This is a genomic window from Bowmanella dokdonensis, from assembly GCF_017254865.1.
Taxonomy (GTDB): domain Bacteria; phylum Pseudomonadota; class Gammaproteobacteria; order Enterobacterales; family Alteromonadaceae; genus Bowmanella; species Bowmanella dokdonensis.
This window is the reverse complement of record NZ_JAFKCV010000217.1, coordinates 1-335: the sequence shown is the minus strand read 5'-3', so window position 1 is coordinate 335 and position 335 is coordinate 1. Positions and strand designations below refer to the sequence as shown.

At 48.4% G+C, this 335-nt stretch carries 1 protein-coding gene; it reads right to left on the bottom strand.

Annotated elements, in window-relative coordinates:
* Positions 1 to 335: GTP-binding protein (locus J0A66_RS22295; protein WP_206576015.1), on the bottom strand; the 335-nt coding region annotated here is incomplete at both ends.

The following is a 335-nucleotide window of genomic DNA, read 5'->3' as shown; positions in this document are numbered from 1 at the left end:
TGGCAAAGTCATGACCAGAGGCTTAGCGCCCAGTACGTTTTTGATTTGTTCAATAACGCGGAAGAAGTCTGCACCCATACGGTCAAGCTTGTTGACGAAAATCAGACGTGCAACTTCAGAATCGTTGGCATAACGCCAGTTGGTTTCTGACTGAGGTTCAACACCGCCAGAACCACAGAATACGCCGATACCGCCGTCCAGTACTTTCAGTGAACGATATACTTCTACTGTAAAGTCAACGTGTCCGGGAGTGTCGATAACGTTAAAGCGGTGACCTTTCCAGAAGCAAGTTGTTGCTGCTGACTGGATTGTAATACCACGCTCGGCTTCCTGGT